General features: G+C 43.2%; 2 protein-coding genes. Both read right to left on the bottom strand.

The window, feature by feature from the left end; all coding sequences use genetic code 11:
- The coding region (locus F6K57_RS41425) for a DUF255 domain-containing protein (RefSeq protein WP_293074944.1) at positions 1–106 on the bottom strand (106 nt) is incomplete at its 3' end.
- A 166-nt stretch (positions 107–272) separates the two neighbouring features.
- Positions 273–2,558, bottom strand: a complete 2,286-nt coding sequence (locus tag F6K57_RS41420) for a polysaccharide biosynthesis tyrosine autokinase (protein WP_293074942.1) — start codon at positions 2,556–2,558, stop codon at positions 273–275.
- Between the last annotated feature and the right edge of the window lie 530 nt (positions 2,559–3,088).

Here is a 3,088-nt window from a genome sequence, read left to right as displayed (position 1 = left end):
TTCTTGCTGTTAATAGCGCTTCTTCACACCAAGGCCACCAATCGATCGGATTTTCAGCATGCTTACGTAGATAAAGGCTTTGGGATTGGGCAAGGCGGTTAGTCATGACAGCTTCAGTAGTCGCTTCCCCTTCAGTCTACCTTGGTGAGTAGTGAATCATTGATGTATTTGTCGTTAGTTATTTGTCGTTAGTTATTTATAATTCACTCTTTGTTCTGAGGGTAGATACAAATCACCCATGACCAATGATGAATCACTAGTAAACTTTGGTTTTAAACTTTGGTTTCCTCAAGAGTATTACCAAAGTAATGATGATAGTAATCATAGCTACCGGTAGTGTAACCTTTTAAACCATTAGCAACAATACCCAAAACTCTGCTATGAGCAATTCTCAATTCCGAGAGAGCTTCTTTGAACAAAATTTGCTTAGCTTTCCCTAAACCTACCACCATCAATATCCCATCGGTATTAGGCTCCAGAAGTCTAGCATCCGCCAGACCAAGTAGGGGAGGGGTATCAAAAATTACCAGCTCAAACCGCTCTTTGAGATATTGAACTAAATTCTCCATCTTTGGGGAATTGAGAAGCCTGGTGGGGTCGGGGGAAATTTGACCAGCACTTAGAACACAGAGATTTTCCTCTAGAGGCGATCGCTGAATAACATCATCAACCTTGATTTCGCTAGAAATAACATCGCTCAGTCCCCATAAATTAGGTAAATCCATCTTCTGATGAATCTGAGGAAAGCGCAGATTAGCATCCACCAGTAAAACCTTTTGCCCCATTGCTGCTGCTGCCAGGGCTAAGAATATAGCCGTAGTGGATTTACCATCTACTGGTTCAGCAGAAGTTACCACTATAGCGCTAATGGGTTTCTCAGAATACAGACATTGGAGATTAACTTGGAGAGAGCGAAACGCCTCTAAAACAGGAGAAATCTGGTAACTACCAGATCCCACACCGAGTTGTGGAGCTGAGGCTTCTGGCTCGGGTATTATGCCCACACCAGTAACGGTAGTGCATTTCTGGAGTTCTTTGTTAAAGGGGATTGTTGCTAATATTGGAAAGCGAGTATACTCTTTGATATCGTCAGTGCTGTTAAGTAAATGATGTAACTTTTCTGCTAAAAACCCAGCCGTGGCACCTGCAACTATCCCTGCGGCTGCGCTTAGGAGCAAAGTATCAGGCAAATTTGGGGATATTGGTTTTTCAGGTTGTTGCGGCTCAACAATTGTCTGCCAAGGGATACTGGTTTTAGCTGATTCAAGTTCCAAAGTTTCCCGAACTGACTCAAAGCGGTTTAGGCTTTCTGTTGCTACCTCAATCTTCTGCTTGAGTTCTGTATATCGATCGGCAATCACAGCTAGCTGTTTAAGTTTTTCACTGATCAGACTTTCCCCTTTAGCGATTGCGACCTGGCGCATCTCTAAAACCTTAATTTGGTTCGCTGTCTCTACTAGCTGCTGAATCAAATTCAGGCGAACTTTACTTGAGGAAGCCGATGGAGCATTGCCACTCAACTCCTGAATACGGCTATTTATCACCTTTTCTGCTTCCTGGCTTAACAGGGGGAGTAAATTTTGCTGTTGTTGCCTTAATCCTTCAAAGGTAGATTGGTTTTCCTTGAACTCTGCTAAATCCAACACCATCTGACCTTCTACTTTAGAAAGTTGGTTGAGCAATTGTTGATAACGGGGTGTTGCGATCAGGTTAGCTACTGCTTCCGCTTGCTGTGAGGATAGCCCCAACTGACCTTTGAGTTTCCCATACAGTATAATCGTGTCTCGCAGCTGAGTTTGGGTAGCTTGTCTGTGTTCGACAATAGCATTGACCCGATTCGTCAACAGTTCACCCTGAAGTTGTGGATTAATCAGGTTGTACTTCTGCTGGAGTTGCTGGAGTTGTAGCTGAAGCTGATTAATTTGTCCTTGTATTTTCGGCTGCTGATTCGAGACAAATTCAATGCCTTGTTTGATGCTAGCCTGTTGTTGTTGCTTAGAGTACTCGATGTAGCCCAGAGCAACCTTTTCCAAAACAAATTGAATTCTTTCGGGGTCTGAATCTTGGTAGGCAACTTCTAAAATTTTGGTTTCTCGCAGTCGGGATACCATCATTCCTTCCCGGAGAGTATGATAGTTTATTTCTGGATATTGGGTTTGAATTTGCTCCACAATCTCAGACATAACCTGAGGAGAGCTTAATACCTGAATTTGAGTGTCATAGTCGAAACTTTTAGTTGGAGCAGCAATGCTATGTACCCCGGGTTTTGCCTGCAACTCCAACGGGTCTTCACCAGATATGGGTTCGAGTAACAGCTGGAATTTGCCTTCATAGATCGGAACTGCACTTAAAGTTTTGGCAATAATTCCGGATGTCACAGTAAGGGCCACCCCTGCCATCAAGACAGCTCGACGACGAGCAGCAGCTAATATACGACGCAGATCGAGTTTGCTGGCTTCCAACTCATAGGCTCCTCCTGTTAGTTGTGGAGAAGATCGATACTGCTGTTGACCACTATGCTTAGATAGGGATGGCTTATAAGCTCCTTGGGAACCCATAATTCAAGTTCTTCTTGCTACTTGGGGATTGGGAATTGGAGATTGGATAACTGGTAGGATGCATAAACCCTAGTTACATGCTAGTTACAGGAACATCGGGAATGATTAGCCTGGTTTTGTGATCAATATCGATTAGCCCGAAGGGCTACGCTACGCGAACAGCAATAACCTTTTATTTTCCTTGCTTGAAGGTCAAAACAAGAAATTTAATGTAACATCATTCCGGACTCACGAAGCAATCGCTTGCCAACATATAGGATATCCAATTTACCAAACTTTCCCAATTTACAGATACAAGAGTTATACCACCCATCAGGATGAATAGGACCCATGCAAAAAGGCAAAAGGAATACTAGGGTCGTAACTTAATCCTTTAACCTTTGACATCTATCCTGATTGCCACGGAATGAATGTGCCCAATAGATTTCAGGCACTAGTTGTTGCCAAATTCTCTGATTTTGCTTCCAGCAAGCTCTCATAGAGCTGACTCAGCTGATGGGCAACACCATTCCAGCTAAACATATTTTCTA

The organism is Moorena sp. SIO4A5, assembly GCF_010672005.1.
In the GTDB taxonomy this organism is placed as follows: Bacteria; Cyanobacteriota; Cyanobacteriia; order Cyanobacteriales; family Coleofasciculaceae; genus Moorena.
The sequence above is the reverse complement of the archived record's forward strand: the minus strand, read 5'-3'. Positions and strand labels throughout refer to the sequence as shown.

Bases quoted from the DNA above. Each gene is read 5' to 3' on its own strand.
- F6K57_RS41420 (WP_293074942.1), bottom strand. From the start codon at position 2,558: ATGGGTTCCCAAGGAGCTTATAAGCCATCCCTATCTAAGCATAGTGGT.